The sequence below is a fragment of the Bacillus altitudinis genome (assembly GCF_001191605.1).
Classification (GTDB): Bacteria; Bacillota; Bacilli; order Bacillales; family Bacillaceae; genus Bacillus; species Bacillus altitudinis.
This window is the reverse complement of record NZ_CP009108.1, coordinates 2,947,206-2,964,823: the sequence shown is the minus strand read 5'-3', so window position 1 is coordinate 2,964,823 and position 17,618 is coordinate 2,947,206. Positions and strand designations below refer to the sequence as shown.

Below are 17,618 nucleotides of genomic sequence, written 5' to 3'. Positions count from 1 at the left end.
TGGACAGAGGGATGATTCGTCTGCACATGAGAGATAAAAGCGTGTGAGATCAGACAAGCCATCTCCTCTCCAGAATGAGGAGGAACAAATGAAGACAAAGTTAGATTTTTTCAAAATGAAAGAACAAAACGAACCTATTGTGATGCTGACAGCATACGACTATCCAGCTGCAAAGCAAGCGGAAAAAGCGGAAGTCGACATGATCTTAGTTGGTGACTCACTTGGGATGGTTGTCCTTGGACTTGATTCCACAGTGCAAGTGACGATGGATGATATGATTCATCACACAAAAGCAGTCAAAAGAGGCGCAAAAGACACATTTGTTGTGACGGATATGCCATTTATGTCTTATCATTATTCATTAGAAGAAACGATGAAAAATGCAGCACGCATTATGCAAGAAAGCGGTGCTGATGCCTTAAAGCTTGAAGGTGGAGATGGAGTATTTGAATCCATTCAAGCACTTACAAGAGGCGGTATTCCTGTTGTAAGCCATTTAGGGCTCACCCCTCAATCAGTCGGTGTCCTTGGCGGCTATAAAGTGCAAGGAAAAGACAAAGAGAGTGCACAGAAATTGATTGAAGATAGTCTGAAATGTGAGGAAGCAGGTGCCATCGCCCTTGTGTTAGAGTGTGTACCTGGTGAACTGACAAAACGGATTACTGACATGCTAAAGATTCCTGTGATCGGAATTGGGGCAGGGGCTGAAGCAGATGGACAAGTTCTCGTTTACCATGATGTGGTAGGGTACGGCGTGTCTAGAACACCTAAATTTGTGAAACAATACGCGCAAATCGATGCTGTATTAGAAGAAGCGCTCATACAATATACAAAAGAAGTAAAAGCACGCACATTCCCAGAGGATGCTCATACCTTTCATATGAAAGAAGAAGTCCTTGATGGTTTATATGGGGGGATCAAGGAATGAAGGTTGTTTCCCATATTCATGAATTAAAAGAAATGATCAAGCAGCATCAAAAGAAGCAGCATTCCATTGGATTTGTCCCTACAATGGGTTTCCTTCATGAAGGACATCTTACGCTTGCAAAAGAAGCAAGAGATCAAAATGACATTGTGGTGATGAGCATCTTTGTCAATCCATTGCAATTTGGACCGAATGAAGACTTTGAATCCTATCCAAGAGATATGAAAAGAGACCAGCGTCTTGCTGAAGAAGCTGGAGTAGATATATTATTTACACCTGATGTGAAGGAAATGTACAAAGATGAGCCATCGATTACGATGACTGTTCAAAAGCGTACAGACGTCTTATGCGGGAAGAAACGCCCAGGACACTTCGACGGCGTTGTCACGGTGCTCACAAAGCTGTTTCACCTTGTCGCACCAACCAATGTATACTTTGGTCTAAAGGATGCACAGCAAGTCGCTGTTATCGATGCGATGATCAAGGATTTCTTTTTTGATCTTCACCTTGTGTCTGTTCCTACTGTTCGAGAAGAAGACGGTTTAGCGAAAAGTTCAAGAAACGTGTATTTGTCTGAAACAGAAAGGCAAGAAGCACCTGCTTTATACCGGGCATTAAAAAAAGGACAGACAGCTGTAGAAAAGGGTGAACATGATGTAAATCGTATTTATCAATTAGTGGAAGAGGAGATTCTTCAAACAAGTGGAGAAATCGATTATATTGACATTTACTCCTATCCAGAGCTTGAACCCCTTCAGCACTTAACGGGGCAAGTGATCATTGCCATTGCTGTGAAGTTCTCCCGGGCAAGACTGATTGATAATGTGATTTTCCATGTTCCTGAAAGCGGTGAAAAACATGTATAGAACTTTTATGACCTCGAAACTTCATAAAGCGACAGTGACTGAAGCAAACTTACACTATGTAGGTAGTATTACTATCGACGAAGATTTGCTTGATGCGGCAGGCATGATGGCAAATGAGAAAGTGCAAATTGTCAATAATCACAATGGTGCTAGACTTGAAACATATATCATCCCTGGAGAAAGAAAGAGCGGTGTCATTTGTTTAAATGGTGCGGCAGCAAGATTGGTTCAGCCAGGAGATGAAGTCATTATTATCGCTTATGGGATGTTGTCAGAGGAAGAAGCGAAATCGCACACACCTAAAGTGGTCGTGTTAAATAAACAAAATCAAATTGAACAAATGATTGGGCAAGAGCCTGCGAGAACGATTTTATAACGCACGCTCACATGGAAACAGAACAGTTTCATCAAAAGGAAGCTGTTCTGTTTCAGCTATATTGCCCAGAGTGTGTTTCACTATGAGTGGAACGAGGAATTGAGGTGTCCATTTTATGACCGATCAAAGGTTTGTTGTCGTTGATATTGAAACCACCGGGAATTCACCAAAAAAAGGTGATAAAATCATTCAAATTGCTGCGGTGGTCATTGAAAATGGACAAATTGTCGAACGGTATTCAAAATATGTGAACCCAGGGAAAACGATTCCTGGATTTATTGAACAGCTGACAGGTATTAAGCAGCACATGGTTGATGACGCGGTGTTTTTTGAGGACATTGCCCAAGAGGTGTATGATCTCATACAGGGCGCTTATTTTGTTGCGCACAATGTTCATTTTGATTTGAACTTTTTAAACGATGAACTAAAAGCATGCGGGAAAAATGAGCTGGATGTGCTAGCGATTGATACGGTTGAAATTTCTAGAATTCTTTATCCTGAGCTTGAAGGTTATAAGTTAACTGAATTAAGCGAAGAGCTCATGCTTCCACATGACCACCCGCACAGAGCGGATAGTGATGCGGAAGTTACTGCCATGTTATTTTTAACCTTATTACATCAATTAAGGAATACACCGCCAAATGTGTTAAAACAGCTGCGCAGATTATCCTCTTATCTTCTAAGTGATATAGGACTTTTAATTAAGCAGCTTGAAACCAATCACACGAGTCAGGATGATTCGCTTGTAGAAGTAGGATCTTTTGCTGTGAAAGATGTGACCAATCCTATCACTGAATCGACATATGCAGTAGGCGCTGACGACGAGCAGCTGTTTGAGGAGATAAAAGAGAAACTCCCTCAAACATTAGAAGGCTATGAAGTAAGAGAAGGCCAGCTCACGATGATGAACAAAGTAAGAGATGCGTTCCATGAAAGAGCTTATGCGTTAATTGAAGCGGCGCCAGGAATCGGGAAAACACTCGCTTATCTTATACCAGCTGCTTTAGAAGCAAAGAAATCAGGAAAACCTGTCATTATCAGTACATATTCTATTTTACTGCAGCAGCAACTGCTTCAGCGCGATGTTCCGCTACTCAAGCAATTGCTCCCATTTGAGCCAGCCGCCTGTGTGTTTAAAGGGCGGGCACATTATATTTGTTTAGATAAGTTTGAGCATGTCCTGCATGAGGAAGATGATAACTATGATGTTGTCTTAACAAAAGCGCAAATTTTAATGTGGCTTCTGGTCACTGAAACAGGTGATTTGTCTGAACTGAATTTACCGTCAGGAGCTGCAAATATAAAAGACCGTATCTCTTGTGTGCACATGCCATTTACATCGAAAAAACGCCGTTTTAAAGAACATTGTTTTTATGAACGGGCTAAACGAAAGGCTCAAACCGCTGATTTAATTTTGACGAATCACCGTCTGCTTTTATCCCAAACGGAAGGAGCTTCTATCTTTCAGGATGCAGACGTCTATGTGATTGATGAGGCCCACCAATTTGAAAAAACAGCCAATGAAACGCTAGGTGACAGTGCGTCTTATATCCAGCTTCATGCGAAATTAACGCAGCTTGGCTCTTTGCATGGCGGGCTGCTTAAGAAATTGAAAAAGAGATTTCATGGGGCAGGTTTATCAACTGACACCTTTATTGAAATGGACGAGTATCTTCAGCAGCTTCAGATGGAAAGTGACGCATTTTTTAGTACCGTTCATTCTTTTGTCAAAAGGACAAAACCAAAAGCGGACATCAATCGTCTCATTCATAGAGTCCGTCATCATTCAAAACATGCTCAGTGGGTCCGAATTAAAGAATCAGCGAGTAAGCTTTGTTCGTTATTGATTGCTTGTGAGAAACTGTATGAGCAGCAAAAAAATGAGCTGCTTCACAAAAGTGATCAGTTCATAGAACACTTTGCATTTGAAGCAGAAGAATACGATCAAGTGATGTCGTTTATGCAGACATTCTGCAGTACGCTGTACCGGTTTATCTTTGAACCAAACAATGATGAAACCGTTTGGATTGAGATTGATGCAAAGGGTGCCAAGAATGCTGTCTTTATGCACGCGCAGCCGCTAGATACAGGGGAGCTGCTAGCTGATCGGTTCTTCATGAACAAAAAAAGCGTTGTCCTCACATCAGGGACGCTTACCATTAATCGACGCTTTGATTATTGCTTAGAACGATTTGGCCTGCAAGATTTTTACCCACACCTTGTCCAAATTGATTCACCTTTTGAACTTGAAAAACAGCTTAAGGTCGTTGTACCGGCTGACATGCCGCCGATCACAAACCGTGATGAACGCGAATATGTGAAGCGAGCTGCAACATATATTAAGATCATGGAAAAGCAGGATCAAGCGAAAATATTGGTGTTATTTAATTCACATGAGATGTTAAAAGCAGTGTATGAAGAGTTGAAATCAGAAGGTATGCAATCGGCCTTGTTTGCTCAAGGTTTGACAGGCGGGAGCCCTGTAAAATTGACAAAAATGTTCAAATTGGCGAAGCAAGCCATCTTGCTAGGAACAGGGAGTTTCTGGGAAGGTGTGGATTTTCCTGGCTCAGAGCTAACGACCGTTATTATGGCAAGGCTTCCTTTCCGACCGCCTGATTCACCGCTGATAGAAGCAAAATGTGAAGCCGCAAAAAAACAGGGGAAGAATCCCTTTAAAGCCGTCGCTCTCCCGGAAGCTGTGTTAACTTTTAAGCAAGGAGCCGGCCGCTTGCTGCGCTCGGAAAAAGACATCGGAACATTGCTGATTTTAGACCGCCGAGTGAAAACCGCTTCGTATGGAAAACTATTTTTAGAATCACTTCATCATGCGCCAGTTCACGAGATGTCCAAAGAGTCGCTTGAGGCGTATATAGAAAAGCTTAACAACGAAAAGCCGCTGTCATAAGCGGCCTTTCACTGGTGTGGGTTTGGAGTTAATTTATCGTAACGGCTTTTTATGTTCCGTTGTAAAAATAGTATCGGTTCTCACATTGAAAAGTATGACTAACAATATTTACGTACCGAGGAGGAATTAGAAGTGGAAAGTAAAATAGAGGTACTTTCAACTGTTCAAATTAAGCATTCAGAAGACCTATACAAAATCGTCGATTTGCTGAACAGAACGCTTAAAAGGGAAGATCTTATGTTTGGATTAGCATTAGATCAAGAAGATCAAAATCAAGCGATATTTACCATATATCGCACATAGGGGAAGCTTGACATGAAAAAAATAGTTTGGATTATTTCATCCGTTGCTGCGCTCGTTTTACTCATTGGCATCATTAGCTTTTCGTGGATTTATCAAATGGCCATGGGTCAAAAAGAAGAAGGTCATGAGGCAGCGATTGAACGAGCAAAAAAGCAAGCATCATTGGCACAAGTAGAGCAAGTGGATACCTTTGTTGGGAAAGAAAAGCAATTTATTGTGGAAGGTAAAAACAAACAAAACGAAGCGATCTATGTGTGGGTACCTGCCAGCAAAAAAGAAAAAGTCATTGCTAAAAAAGCAAAAGAAGGCATTACTTCAAACCAAGCAGTACAAGCCGTTCAAAAGGAGAACACCATTTCTAAGCTGAAAAATGTTCAATTAGCAAGAGAAGGTGACGTCCTCCTTTGGGAAGTAACGTACTTAAATGAGAACAGCCAATATAGTTTCAGCTATGTTGATTTTACGACAGGACGAGTGGAAAAAAATTTAACACCGTAGTTTCTTCTGTCTTGCGTTGACCATGCTGATTTAGAACGGTTATAATAAAATGTATGAAAAAAGAATCACACCTATTTAACAAGGTGAGTTTCTTTCTGGCTTTGGAGGGAAATATGTTGAAAACAACTATTAATCAAGTGTTCAAACACGTCGATGAAGAAGTAACAATCGGCGCATGGATTGCCAATAAACGTTCAAGCGGGAAAATTGCATTCTTGCAGCTTCGCGACGGGACAGGCTTTATTCAAGGAGTCGTTGTAAAAGCAGAGGTGGAAGAGGAAGTCTTTAAGCTTGCGAAATCAGTGACACAAGAGACATCGGTCTATGTCACAGGACAAGTAACAAAAGATGAGCGTTCACCACTTGGTTTTGAATTACAAGTGAAATCCATTGAAGTGATTCACGAAGCAACAGATTACCCAATTACACCAAAAGAACATGGAACAGAATTCTTAATGGATCACCGTCATTTATGGCTGCGTTCTAAAAAACAGCATGCCATTATGAAAATCCGTAATGAAATTATTCGTGCTACATATGAGTTTTTCCATCAAGAAGGTTTCGTGAAAGTGGATCCGCCAATCTTAACAGGAAGTGCTCCAGAAGGAACAACAGAGCTGTTTGCTACTAAATATTTTGATGAAGATGCATACCTTTCTCAAAGTGGACAGCTTTACATGGAAGCTGCTGCAATGGCACTCGGAAAAGTATTCTCATTTGGTCCAACATTTAGAGCAGAAAAATCGAAAACAAAACGTCATTTAATCGAGTTCTGGATGATCGAGCCTGAGATGGCATTTGTTGAATTTAATGAGAACCTTGAGTACCAAGAAAATTATGTGTCTCACGTTGTTCAAAGTGTACTTGAAAACTGTAAAGTAGAACTGCACACACTTGGCCGTGATACAGCAAAATTAGAAAACATCAAAGCACCATTCCCGCGCATCACATATGATGAAGCGATTAAATTCTTGCAGGATAAAGGATTTGATGACATTGAATGGGGAGATGACTTCGGTGCGCCGCACGAAACAGCGATCGCCGAAAGCTATGATAAACCAGTCTTTATCACTCATTACCCAACCTCATTAAAACCATTTTATATGCAGCCTGCACCAGACCGTGATGATGTCGTCCTTTGTGCAGATTTAATTGCACCAGAAGGCTATGGAGAGATTATCGGCGGTTCTGAACGTGTTCACGATTTAGATCTGCTTGAAGCAAGACTAAAAGAACATGGGTTAGATCAAGAAACGTACAAATGGTACACAGAATTAAGACAGTATGGTTCTGTACCACATTCAGGTTTTGGTCTTGGACTTGAACGAACAGTTGCTTGGATTAGCGGAGCGCCGCATGTGCGTGAAACAATTCCATTCCCAAGATTATTAAACCGTTTATATCCTTAAGACGTGAAAGCCTCCAACATATGGAGGCTTTTTCAAACGTCTTAAGGACAGCACGTATGAAAAAACGTGATATACTGAAAGTGAAGAGGTGTATCCGATGAAAAGGCAGCAATTTATAGATATGCAGAAAATGGGTTCGACCAGTTTGCCTAATTTGCTGATTGCTCATTATGAGCAGTTAGGACTGAATGAATCACAAATGATGGTCATGTTAAAGATTAAAATGAATGAAGAACAAGGCGTCTTTTTTCAGACATTTGAAGAGCTTTCACATGGTATGACCATTTCGGCTGAAGAATGTGCTTATATGGTGCAGTATTTGATTCAAAAAGGGTTTATTTCGATCCAGCCGTTTGAAGACAGGTCTGGTATTCAGCATGACCGGTACTCGGTAGAGCCCTTATGGGGTGTGCTGTATGACTTTTTAGAAGCAAAACAGGCGAAAGACCTGCAAAAGAATCATGTGCAGGCTGAAAAATCTTTATATGCGCTATTTGAAGATGAGTTTGGCAGACCACTTTCCCCTCTTGAAGGGGAAACACTCTCGATCTGGATGGATCAAGACCATCATGATGCTGAGATGATTCGTCTTGCTCTAAGAGAAGCCGTTTTATCAGGAAAATTAAATTTCCGCTATATCGATCGAATTTTATTTGAGTGGAAAAAGAAAGGGCTGAAAACAGCGGAAGAAGCGAAAGAGCATAGCCAGCATTTCCGTTCGCAGCAAAAAGCCCCACCTTCAAAAGAAGAAACATCTTCATATAAACGACAAGTTCCTTTTTATAATTGGCTGGAACAATAACCAATAAAGGAGAAGGCATGTTATCAAAAAAACAAATCAATGAATGTTTAGATATTATAGGAGATATGTTTCCAGAGGCTGAGTGTGAGCTTGTTCATTCCAATCCATTTGAACTAGTGATTGCTGTCGCACTTTCAGCGCAATGTACAGATGTTTTAGTGAACAAAGTGACCAAACATCTATTTCAAAAATATAAAACACCAGAAGACTATTTAAGTGTGCCGCTTGAAGAGTTGCAGCAGGATATTCGTTCGATCGGTCTTTATCGTAATAAGGCAAAAAACATTCAAAAATTAAGCCAAATGCTGATTGAAGATTATGGCGGTGAAGTGCCAAGAGATCGAGATGAGCTAATCAAGCTCCCAGGGGTTGGACGGAAAACAGCAAATGTCGTTGTGTCTGTCGCTTTTGGAATTCCCGCCATTGCAGTAGATACACATGTCGAGCGTGTCAGCAAACGACTTGGGATTTGCCGCTGGAAGGATTCTGTTCTTGAGGTAGAGCAAACCATAATGAAGAAGGTGCCAAAAGAGGATTGGTCCGTGACCCATCATCGTCTCATCTTTTTCGGCAGATATCACTGTAAGGCGCAGCGGCCACAGTGTGAATCTTGTCCACTTCTTGATATGTGCAGAGAAGGGCAGAAGAGGCTGAAAAAAGGGCTGGTGAAGCTGGCATGAGCGGAGCAGCTGTTTTCACCTCATATGTCGAAAAGCTAAAAGAGAAAAAGGTAGAAATAAGCGGCGAAAAAAAAGATATATTAAGAATCAATCCACTCGCATTTGATCTATCTTCAGAACCTTTACTAGATGAGCAACCGTGGCAGAAAACGGAAGAATTTGTTCCTTTGATGTTTGATCTGTGGAATGAATTAAAAGACCACATGCTTCCTCGCTTTCAAACGAGAAAATCTCGGTGTGAAGAGGATGATATGCTGCAAGGCATTGTCAGTATGATTGCAATGTTTTACTGGATCAAAGGAGAGAAGCTTCAAACCTTTGATTGGGAGCAAATTAAACAACAGACGTTTCCAGTATCCCCCATTAACTGGAAAGAACGATTAGAGTTTATTTTGCTTAAACCTACCCAATATCATTGCTTTATTCAATTGGACGAGTTATACACAGAGCTCAAAAAGCAGTATGGAAAATACGAAGCACTCAGAAAGTTAAAACAAAATCGTTAAAAAAGCACTTGCCACATAGGGCAAGTGCTTTTTTGTTATTCGTCTTCTTTGCGAGAAGTAGAATTTGACTGAGTATTTGAGCTTTGAGAATTGGCTTTCTCGTCGTCTTTCTTTTTATCTTTATTGGCATCGCTCTGTGAGTTGCTGTTTCCATTTGTACTGTCTGAGCCATCACTTGAACTACCATTGCCGTTTTCGGTATTTCCGCCTTGATCTTTTTTATCATCAGGCTTCTGTTCATCAGTGCCACCTTGGTTTTGATTATCATCAGTTTGATCTGTCTGCTCATCATCAGGTTGCTGTGGCTCTTCTTCTTCTTTGTTCTCATCATCTGCTTTTTCTTCCTCTTCTTCGTCATCTTTAATGGTGAGGAAGGTAGAAGCCGCTTTACTTGTGACATCGTCTACAGTCGCTGTCACTTGGAATTTATAGGTGGATCCTGGCTTCACATCAGAGATGACGGCTTCTTTAGAAGAGCTGTTTTGAATGTCTTTATAGCCGCCATCATCGACCGCTTGCTTTACATTAAATGTTGCATCTGCATCGTCATCATAACCCCAAGTGAGTGTAATCGATTTTTTCTCTTCATCATACACCGCTTTTAAGTCAGATGGTTTGTCAGCTTCTTTCTTTTCATATGTGTCAGAAACTTTTGTTGGGACAGTTCCTTTGACGAAGTATTCCGTTGTCTTCTTATCACTTGGTGTGTTTGGTCCAGCTAACTTCGCTGGATCTGATCCTTTTTCAACCGTTGCTTCAACGACACTGTCTGGCTTTTCAAATGAGCCGCTTCCATCATCAATTTGAGAAATTAATTTCTGGAAGACCACTTTGGCAACACGCTGCTCATAATCCGTGAGCCACATTTTGCCGTCTGCATCTTTTGAGTTGCCGATTCCGGTCCACACAGCTGCTGTGTATTGCGGTGTGTAACCGACAAACCATGAATCTTTCGCACCGCCAGAAGGGATGTTGTATTTATTAATATCATCTTGTGTAAAGTTGGTTGTACCTGTTTTACCAGCTACTTGAACATTCGGTACTTGTGCGAGTGTACCTGTTCCAGATTGTACAGCAGTTTTCAGCATATCTGTGATCATAAATGCAGTGTAATCACTCATGGCTGCTTTAGAGTCTGGCGTTAAGTCAAGCTTCGTTCCGTCATTAAATTCAACAGACGTTACGGCATGCGGTTCATTATAGTATCCGTTGTTACCGAATGCACTAAATGCACCAGCCATTTTAAGTGAAGAGACACCTTCGTCAAATCCGCCGATTGAGTAAGACTCAGGAATGTCAGAAGGTAAGTCCAGACCTAAGTTATTGGCGAATTGAACAGCATTATCTGTACCAGCTTCTTGGAAAGCTTTTAAAGCAGGGATGTTTCGTGATTGTGCCAAAGCACTTCTCATCGACATTTTCCCTAAGTGTCTTCTGTCAAAGTTGTTAATTGGTGTACCGTTAGAGTACGTATAAGGCGCATCATCAATTTGCTGATATGTTGACCATTTTTTGTTTTCAATTACAGGACCGTAATCTAAAATTGGTTTGATTGTAGATCCCGGCTGGCGTTTTGCATCAGTGGCATAGTTAAAGCCGCCGGCTGGTACATCACGACCACCGCCAATGGCACGAATTTCACCATTTTTTGTATCTAGCAGGGTGACTCCAGCTTGCATACCTTTCGTAAATCCGGCTGAATCCCCATTGATGATGTCATCCAGATGATCCTGTGCTTTTCGATCAAGAGAAGTATAGATTTTTAATCCATCTGTTGATACATCTACTTTGGCTTTTTTCTGTACTTCTTCCATGACTTCTTCAATATAAGCAGAGTACTTACTTGAGTTTTGACTCTTATATTTATCAGCTGAAACAACTGTTTTGCTGACAGGTGTTGCTTTTGCTTCCTCATAATCTTTTTCTGAAATATAGCCTTGTTTTTTCATTAGGCCTAAAACGATATTACGACGTTTTTCCGCTGCCTCTGGATGTTTCACTGGGTTATAGGCAGAAGGACTTTGCGGCATACCTGCAAGTGTGGCAGCCTGTGCAACAGTTAGTTTATTTAAATCTGTCACTCCGAAAAATTGTTCAGCCGCTTTCCCAACACCATAAGCATAAGGAGAGAAGAAAATACGGTTTAAATACATTTCTAAAATTTCATCTTTAGAGTATTTTTGCTCAAGCTGAATCGAGAGCCACACTTCCTGTACTTTACGTTTTAACGTCTTTTGATTGTTAAGCAGGGAGTTCTTCACAACCTGCTGTGTAATCGTACTTCCACCTTCTGCTCCAAAACCGTCCTCGACGTTTGCGACAAGAGCACCGCCAATACGGATAGGATCAATCCCGTGGTGTTTATAAAAACGTGCATCTTCAGTTGCAATAAACGCATCTTTTACCACGTCGGGTATATCTTTAATCGAGACATACGTTCTTTTCTCCGCCCCGACTTCTGCAAAGACTTTTTTGTCTTTATCGTAAAGTTTTGAAGAATACGGCGTTTTTAGCTTGCTATCATCAATAGAAGGAGCGCTTGATGCAAAAACGGCAAAAGTTGTGATTCCGGCTACTAAACAAAGAAGACCGATCACGAGTAAAGATAAAAATATTTTTTTAAATAGACCTGCTTTCTTTTTGCCTTTTTTGTTCTTTTGCTTCTTATTGTTTTCTTGACTTGCTTTACGTCGCTGTTCACGACTTGTAAATTGATCAGACATCACATCTCAACCTTTCGTGTTAAACCTTTTTCGAACGTAAATGATGCTTGCTTTCATCCGAAAAATGAAGTGTCTCCACTACTTTAATATAATCAATTCTTGGCGAATATCCAAGTGTCATGAGGTGGCCTGCTTCCATTAATTCATCTTTGCTAATGGATTTACGGCCGTTTTGCTGCTGCCGCTCCCAAAAGAAGAAGAGGTCAGTAGCGGACAAATAATAAACGGAACCAAATGCGGATATAATAACAAAACAAATACCGCCTTGCTTTTCAACCTGTTTCATATGCTCAATTTGATGGTCGTGGAAATTTTTGAGCGGAAACGAGGTGGTGCTTTTGGTTTCCTTTGCTTCAAAATCGATATAGCGCCCTTTGTATACCCCGTTGTAGTCTGTTGTGGAGGATTGTTTAAAATAGGCTTCTTTAATGACAGCAGCGCTTCTTTTTGGATAATCCACATTGACAATTTGAACAGGGGTAGGCTTTTTATGAATGACTGCAATCCCGTTGACCAAATAGTACTGGTTCGTTTCATTTAAGTCAGCTTCAAGCGTCATCCCGCGGTTACTATAAGATGATTCGCCGCTGATTCTTTTTTTTGTCCCAATTTGTTGAATGGGCTGATACGATTTTCCATTAGGATACCGAATCATCAAGTTTCAGCCTCCTTTTAATGCATTTTGTATTGGAGAGATCACCATGTTGTCACAACAAGAGCACATGATTACCCAGCATATTTTACATGAAACGAAAGCGAAAAATAAGGACAACCTGACAAGGACAAATGCGTACAAGCGCTTTTATGACCGTCATCCAGAGATGAAATGGTCTCTGCTTGCTTCTTTTGTCTCGAGAAATGCTGGATGGTCGATGACAGATTTAAAAGGCGAGCTCTTCCATCCGGGTTTAACGGATCAGCAAGGGCATCTGTTCTTTACAGCGTATGAAAGAGCGAATTGGCTGATCTTTTCAGATGCTTACCCGCAGCTTCTCTTGTATGAATGGTCAAAAAGGTGCCGCAAACCTTTATTTCATCTGCTCCCTCATTTCGGTGTGTCTCGTTTTATGAGCGCTGAATGGGAACGATTTTGGCAAAAGCGTGACAGAGAGCGATTGCTGCATGCACTCATCATAAATGAACAATATACTATACAATCTCCTATTATACAAAATCCTCTCCTGAAAAAGAATGTTTTTCACTCGATTCAATATCTTTTCAGCGAGTGGGCACATTTTCAAACCGTCGTTTTTCCGACAGTAGACGGGCATTTGTACGGCTTAACCATACGAAAGTTTTCCCAAGTAAAAGAGCGCATTACGTTAGGGAAAAAACTAGCAAAACTATTGTTTCGAGCCGATTTGTTTTCGGATTTTTATCATTTTTTGCATACCGTGCCGCATACGGGATCTCGATTTGATTTTGAACCGTTTTTAGGGATTGCGCGAAGGTCAAGCCCTTTCCTCAGAACGGTGTATCCAGTCATGACACATTCATTAGACGATCAAAGGGAAGATTGGTTTCAAAAGAAATTGAGTCCATCCTTGTTTGAAGCAGAGCGTTTACCAAAACAAATTGAGCTGACCGACTGGTATTTTCATAAAAAAAGGCAGCTTCGTTTTCTTTTCTCATTAGAACACTATTTTTTGCATAAATAAAAAGCAGGGGGTACCTGCTTTTTTTACGTGGATGGACGGTTAGGGCCGCCGAGCTTTTTATCAAGCTGATCTGTACTGTTTTCTTTCCCTTTTGTTTTTTGCTCTTTTGGTGCTTGCTGCTTTTTCATGACATCTACCTCCTTTGTCCTTAGAATTTACACAATCGGACGCGATCATACAAAGAAGGACAAGCACGTGTCGAAATGGAAGAAATTGCGCTTATCTTCACTTAGATTGGCGATTTAGTTCTAGTTTTGTCATGTATGAAGGAGGGAGTAAAAGAAAAGAGAATGTAACGAGAGATGATAAAGGAGGAATCTGATGATGAGCGAATTTGTATCAAAAGAATCCATTATGCAGTTGTTAGAGGAAATTGAGCGAAAGATTGATGAGGTGGAAGAAGAACTGTCTTTAGCTGTCAAAAAAACAAAAAACGCTGCCGTAGAGGAGCAAGAACAAATCATTGACCGTCTTGAATCTGAAGTGAAGGAATGTGAATTGAAAATTCATGCAGCAGAGTATAAGCTGGCGGCAAGACCCGCATATCACGCCGGATAGCTTTTCTATTTGAGCAATAAGTAAACGTTTGATAGGATGGTTCATAGAGGTGAACACTTTGGATAATCAAACATTACTGAAACATACACAAGAGTTGATCACGTGGATCGAAGAAGCATACGAGCAGTACCTAAAGGGAAAGGCAGAAGAGGAATACCCAGTTTATGATTTTTACAACGATATTCAACCGGCCGTTGTCAAATTTGATCAGCAAATGGAAGAGTGGCTTACTGCTGCTACCTCATTTATTCATCAGGCCAAACCTAGATACTTACATCAAGAACAGCTTGAAGCCGTCCAAGAAAATGGAAAAGAGGTTGTGCTGCAATCTTATTTTGGCAAACAGCATGCACCTCGTGTGAAAAATTTAGTTGAGTCAGTGATTTATACACTGAACCTTTTAATAGAAGAAATCAACAAACGCAGCTGATGAAACAGTCTGCGTTTTTCTTATGGCTGCTGTAGGCACACCTTCTGCTTCCTGAACATAATATATCATTGACTTCAATATGTTTTCAGAGCGAGAGGAGCGAGATACGTGTTCCCTTATTCAAACCAGCCATCTTATGAAATGAATCAATTTCAGCAACGGCCTTTTCCGTATCCAGATATGCAGCAGCCTCCGCAGCCTCCAGAATATTTCATGCCTCCATATCAAGGTGAAATGAACCAGCCGCCGTCTGCAGGCTATCAGCCGCCTTTTGGATATCAGGAAAACTTCCAGCCTTATCAGCCGCAGCCTGAAGCAATGAATCAGCCGCAAATGCAGCCGCCGGGCATGATGCCTATGCAGCAGCCTATGAATCCTTATCCTTTGCCAAGGCCGCAAAAACAGCAATCATCTCAATTTAAAAGTGTGCTGTCACAATTTAAAAAAACGAATGGGCAATACGATTTTAATAAAATGTTTGATACTGCTGGACAAATGATGAGTACAATGAATCAAGTGGGCTCATTGGCGAAAGGATTTACTAGTATTTTTAAAGCATAGCAAAACCCAATAGATATACATCTATTGGGTTGTTTGTTTTGGCGCAGTCACACGAAGTGATTGATCTTTCCAAACGCTCTTCATATTGGTTTCATCTATTTTTGCAGGCATTAAAATGGTTTTGGTAAAGCTTGAATAGGAGGAAGTCGTGTCTGTTTTGATTTTTTCCTGTACCGATAAGTGTAAATATTGCGCTTTCACTTCTAGTGCGATATCACCTTCGACAAAATGGTCTGGAAATCGAATCTCAATATATACATATTGATCATCTTCTGTCACATCGGTTGTAATGGATGCAAGTGAATGGCTCGTGGTCATCAGCGCCTCTGCACTATTTAAAATGTCGTGAAACGGCGATGATGCAAAAAATTGTTCAATCGCTTCATATAAAATGTCTTCATTTGATAGCAACTCGTGTTTCTTTTCACTTTCATGTTTCATTTGAATCACCTCTCATCTACAGCCTATGCAAAAGGGGCTCAGGCGGTTATCAATTGATGAGAGGAAAAAATTATGATTAAATAGTGTTGAATGAAGCAAGGTGTATGGGCGTGAAGATTTATACGCTGAATAGATCTAGAAGCAAAGCTTGAAGGGAGCAAATGAACATTGCTGAAAAAATTATTCGGTTTCGGAAAAAACCAAGATGATGTAAAGGAAGAAGTCATTTATTCTCCAGTTGATGGAGAGTTAATGGATATGACCGATGTACCAGATCCCGTTTTTTCTCAAAAGATGATGGGAGACGGCGTAGCTGTAAAACCAAAAAACGGAACCATTGTGTCGCCAGTAGATGGTGAAATTATTCAACTCTTCCATACAAAACATGCAATTGGGATTCGAACACTCTCGGGGCTTGAGCTTCTGATTCATATCGGACTTGAAACGGTTGGATTAAATGGTGAAGGCTTTGAAGCACACATAAAAGAAGGGGATAAAGTGAAAGCAGGTGATCCTCTCATTACATGTGATTTAGCGCTGATTGAAGAAAAAGCGGCAAGCACAGTGACACCAATTGTCATCATGAATGGTGATTTAGTAGAACATCTTGACAAAGAACCTAAGGGCTCTGTAGAAAAGCAGACGTCCAAGCTTTTGACAGTGAAAATGAAATAATCCAAAAAAACTACCCTGAGTTGATAGGGTAGTTTTTTTATTGAGGGGATTAATCCTCCATTGGAACCCAGCCTTTACTTGCTTCCATGACAGTCCATAAACCCTCTGGAATCATGTACTTGTCTTTTTGACTGCGTTTAATGACGGTTTCAATCTCGTTTTCTCTGCCTTCTTTAATCTTTACTGCCCAATCGGGATCAACAATGACTTCTCTTGCAACAGCGATGAGTGGAATCCCTTGATTGTATGCATTCAGTGCATCCTCAGCTGTAATGACGCTGCCGACACCGATGAGTGGAAGCGTGTCACCACAGCGCTCTTTTAATAGCTCCATCCGCGTCTTACTTGTATCAGCACCACGTCTTGCTTTAGCGTCAATCTCCATTAAAGAAATATGCAAGTAATCAAGGTTTTTCGTCTTAAGTACGTCTACTAAAGTAAATGTTTCTGTCATGGTTAAACCAGGTGTTTCTGGTTCTTCAGGTGATAATCGGTATCCAAAGATAAATGGTTTTGTTACATGCTCTTTGATTGCTTCTTTCACTGCATCTACTACTGCAATTGGAAATGCGAGACGCTTTTCTTCGCTTCCGCCCCATTGATCTGTACGCTGATTACTATGCGGGGAGTAGAATTGCTGTAATAAATATCCATTCGCTCCATGGATTTCGATCCCATCAAATCCTGCTTGGATCGCGCGTCTTGCTGCTTCTTTAAATGAGTCGATGATGTGAGGAATTTCTTCTTCTGTCAAAGCTCTCGCAATTTGTTTTCCATCTTTAAATACATCACTTGGCGCAACGACATCACCGTTTGGGACTAAATGAGGGAGAGCCTGAGAGCCGCCATGATGAATTTGCATAATGGCTTTTGTTCCTTTCGCTTGAATCGCAGAAGCAAGCTTTTGAAGGCCAGGTATATCTTCATCTCTTGCAATAGAAGGCTGTCCTTCAAACGCCTTACCATCTGGCGTCACGTTTGCACATGCGGTGATGACCATGCCCATTTCGCTTGATCTAGCGGTAATAAAATCAATTTCTTCCTTTGAGATCGTGCCATCCTCATGAGAACCGAAGTGTGTCATTGGTGCAACGACTAAACGGCCATCAATAGAGGCACCCCCTGGGAATGTAAAAGGTTCAAATAAAGGCTTAAATTCGTTTTTCAATCTGATCATCTTCTTCCTTGATAAAATCATTTCACTATAGAAGTGTAATAGATATTGTTACAACACATCAAAATATTTGCTCACAAGCGGTGCATCAAAAAATTGCCGCCTAGTCATGCAAACAAATATTC

At 40.9% G+C, this 17,618-nt stretch carries 20 protein-coding genes; 15 read left to right on the top strand and 5 right to left on the bottom strand.

Annotation, left to right across the window (positions count from 1 at the left end; all coding sequences use genetic code 11):
- Positions 1-88: 88 nt before the first annotated feature.
- From panB to ID12_RS14785, 10 genes are all read left to right on the top strand, one after another.
- Positions 89-928, top strand: coding sequence for a 3-methyl-2-oxobutanoate hydroxymethyltransferase (gene panB, locus ID12_RS14825; protein ID WP_008344587.1), 840 nt, complete (start codon positions 89-91; stop codon positions 926-928).
- Entirely contained in the window at positions 925-1,791 is an 867-nt protein-coding gene (panC, locus tag ID12_RS14820) for a pantoate--beta-alanine ligase (protein WP_017359739.1), read from the top strand. The genes panB and panC overlap by 4 nt, the downstream gene beginning before the upstream one ends.
- Positions 1,784-2,167 carry an aspartate 1-decarboxylase gene (gene panD, locus ID12_RS14815; protein ID WP_017359738.1) on the top strand — a complete coding sequence of 128 codons (384 nt, stop codon included), beginning with the start codon at positions 1,784-1,786 and terminating at the stop codon, positions 2,165-2,167. The genes panC and panD overlap by 8 nt, the downstream gene beginning before the upstream one ends.
- Positions 2,168-2,282: 115 nt before the next feature.
- Positions 2,283-5,075, top strand: a complete 2,793-nt coding sequence (gene dinG, locus ID12_RS14810) for an ATP-dependent DNA helicase DinG (RefSeq protein WP_050827328.1) — start codon at positions 2,283-2,285, stop codon at positions 5,073-5,075.
- A 132-nt stretch (positions 5,076-5,207) separates the two neighbouring features.
- Positions 5,208-5,378 carry a YpmA family protein gene (locus tag ID12_RS19090; protein ID WP_008344594.1) on the top strand — a complete coding sequence of 57 codons (171 nt, stop codon included), beginning with the start codon at positions 5,208-5,210 and terminating at the stop codon, positions 5,376-5,378.
- Between the two features lie 12 nt (positions 5,379-5,390).
- Positions 5,391-5,876, top strand: a complete 486-nt coding sequence (tseB, locus tag ID12_RS14805) for a cell wall elongation/penicillin-binding protein regulator TseB (RefSeq protein ID WP_017359736.1) — start codon at positions 5,391-5,393, stop codon at positions 5,874-5,876.
- A 116-nt stretch (positions 5,877-5,992) separates the two neighbouring features.
- The gene (gene asnS, locus ID12_RS14800) at positions 5,993-7,285 is read left to right on the top strand and encodes an asparagine--tRNA ligase (RefSeq protein WP_024718525.1); all 1,293 of its coding nucleotides are present in this window, start codon (positions 5,993-5,995) and stop codon (positions 7,283-7,285) included.
- A gap of 97 nt (positions 7,286-7,382) precedes the next feature.
- Positions 7,383-8,087 carry a DnaD domain-containing protein gene (locus ID12_RS14795; RefSeq protein ID WP_007500879.1) on the top strand — a complete coding sequence of 235 codons (705 nt, stop codon included), beginning with the start codon at positions 7,383-7,385 and terminating at the stop codon, positions 8,085-8,087.
- 17 nt (positions 8,088-8,104) lie between these two features.
- Positions 8,105-8,767: an endonuclease III gene (nth, locus tag ID12_RS14790; protein ID WP_050827327.1), complete on the top strand. Its 663-nt coding sequence runs from the start codon at positions 8,105-8,107 to the stop codon at positions 8,765-8,767.
- The gene (locus ID12_RS14785) at positions 8,764-9,273 is read left to right on the top strand and encodes a YpoC family protein (RefSeq protein ID WP_050827325.1); all 510 of its coding nucleotides are present in this window, start codon (positions 8,764-8,766) and stop codon (positions 9,271-9,273) included. Before nth ends, ID12_RS14785 begins: the two co-directional genes overlap by 4 nt.
- Positions 9,274-9,308: 35 nt before the next feature.
- Here ID12_RS14785 and ID12_RS14780 read toward each other — a convergent pair whose 3' ends face one another.
- Positions 9,309-11,996 carry a PBP1A family penicillin-binding protein gene (locus ID12_RS14780; protein ID WP_050827324.1) on the bottom strand — a complete coding sequence of 896 codons (2,688 nt, stop codon included), beginning with the start codon at positions 11,994-11,996 and terminating at the stop codon, positions 9,309-9,311.
- Positions 11,997-12,015: 19 nt separating this feature from the next.
- Positions 12,016-12,651 carry a Holliday junction resolvase RecU gene (recU, locus tag ID12_RS14775; RefSeq protein ID WP_050827323.1) on the bottom strand — a complete coding sequence of 212 codons (636 nt, stop codon included), beginning with the start codon at positions 12,649-12,651 and terminating at the stop codon, positions 12,016-12,018.
- Between the two features lie 46 nt (positions 12,652-12,697).
- On the opposite strand from recU, the gene ID12_RS14770 reads away from it, so the two are divergent.
- Positions 12,698-13,654 carry a DUF2515 domain-containing protein gene (locus tag ID12_RS14770; RefSeq protein WP_050827322.1) on the top strand — a complete coding sequence of 319 codons (957 nt, stop codon included), beginning with the start codon at positions 12,698-12,700 and terminating at the stop codon, positions 13,652-13,654.
- Positions 13,655-13,677: 23 nt separating this feature from the next.
- Here ID12_RS14770 and sspM read toward each other — a convergent pair whose 3' ends face one another.
- On the bottom strand, positions 13,678-13,782 hold the full coding sequence (gene sspM, locus ID12_RS14765) for an acid-soluble spore protein SspM (RefSeq protein WP_017359731.1): 105 nt from the start codon (positions 13,780-13,782) through the stop codon (positions 13,678-13,680).
- 196 nt (positions 13,783-13,978) lie between these two features.
- On the opposite strand from sspM, the gene ID12_RS14760 reads away from it, so the two are divergent.
- From ID12_RS14760 to ID12_RS14750, 3 genes are all read left to right on the top strand, one after another.
- Positions 13,979-14,212, top strand: a complete 234-nt coding sequence (locus ID12_RS14760) for a DUF5446 family protein (protein ID WP_234717153.1) — start codon at positions 13,979-13,981, stop codon at positions 14,210-14,212.
- 49 nt (positions 14,213-14,261) lie between these two features.
- Positions 14,262-14,642 (top strand): YppE family protein, encoded by a 381-nt coding sequence (locus ID12_RS14755; protein ID WP_225310452.1) that lies wholly within the window; start codon positions 14,262-14,264, stop codon positions 14,640-14,642.
- A gap of 108 nt (positions 14,643-14,750) precedes the next feature.
- Complete coding sequence (locus ID12_RS14750) at positions 14,751-15,203, top strand: YppG family protein (protein ID WP_017359729.1); 453 nt, start codon at positions 14,751-14,753, stop codon at positions 15,201-15,203.
- 21 nt (positions 15,204-15,224) lie between these two features.
- Here the strand turns inward: ID12_RS14750 and ID12_RS14745 are convergent, their stop codons facing one another.
- A complete protein-coding gene (locus tag ID12_RS14745) occupies positions 15,225-15,644 on the bottom strand; it encodes an Hsp20/alpha crystallin family protein (RefSeq protein WP_017359728.1) in 420 nt (139 codons plus the stop codon).
- A 168-nt stretch (positions 15,645-15,812) separates the two neighbouring features.
- On the opposite strand from ID12_RS14745, the gene ID12_RS14740 reads away from it, so the two are divergent.
- Complete coding sequence (locus tag ID12_RS14740) at positions 15,813-16,319, top strand: PTS sugar transporter subunit IIA (RefSeq protein WP_047945923.1); 507 nt, start codon at positions 15,813-15,815, stop codon at positions 16,317-16,319.
- Positions 16,320-16,368: 49 nt separating this feature from the next.
- On the opposite strand, the gene ID12_RS14735 is transcribed toward ID12_RS14740, so the two are convergent.
- Positions 16,369-17,487: an NADH-dependent flavin oxidoreductase gene (locus ID12_RS14735; protein WP_024718533.1), complete on the bottom strand. Its 1,119-nt coding sequence runs from the start codon at positions 17,485-17,487 to the stop codon at positions 16,369-16,371.
- Positions 17,488-17,618: the final 131 nt, after the last annotated feature.